Source organism: Pseudomonas sp. Pse1, assembly GCF_024519635.1.
Lineage (GTDB): Bacteria > Pseudomonadota > Gammaproteobacteria > Pseudomonadales > Pseudomonadaceae > Aquipseudomonas.
This window is the reverse complement of the sequence record NZ_JALJRO010000112.1, coordinates 1-327: the sequence shown is the minus strand read 5'-3', so window position 1 is coordinate 327 and position 327 is coordinate 1. Positions and strand designations below refer to the sequence as shown.

General features: G+C 50.5%; 1 protein-coding gene. It reads right to left on the bottom strand.

Going from position 1 to position 327, the window contains the following annotated elements:
- Positions 1–327 (bottom strand): hypothetical protein (locus NR126_RS29215; protein ID WP_256832519.1); only part of this gene is annotated, 327 nt, incomplete at both ends.

The following is a 327-nucleotide window of genomic DNA, read 5'->3' as shown; positions in this document are numbered from 1 at the left end:
CCGATCGACACGACGCCGCTCTCCTCCCCTTTCTCTTTCCCCCCCCCTTTCCTTTCCCTTTTCTTCCCCCCTCCTCTCTCCCTTCTTCTTTTTCCCCTCCTCCTTTTTTCTCTCTTTCTCCCTTTCCCTTTCCTTTCCCCCCTCTTTTTCTTTCCTTTCTTCTTCTTTTCCTCCCCCCCTCTTCCCTCTTCCCTCCCCTTCCTTCCCTTTCCTTCCCTTTTCTCTTTTTTCCTCTTCTTTTTCTTCCTTTTTTTTTCCTTTTTCTTCTTTCCTTTTCCCCTCTTCTTCCCTTTCCTTCCTCTCCCCTCCTCCCCCCCTTCCCTCCCT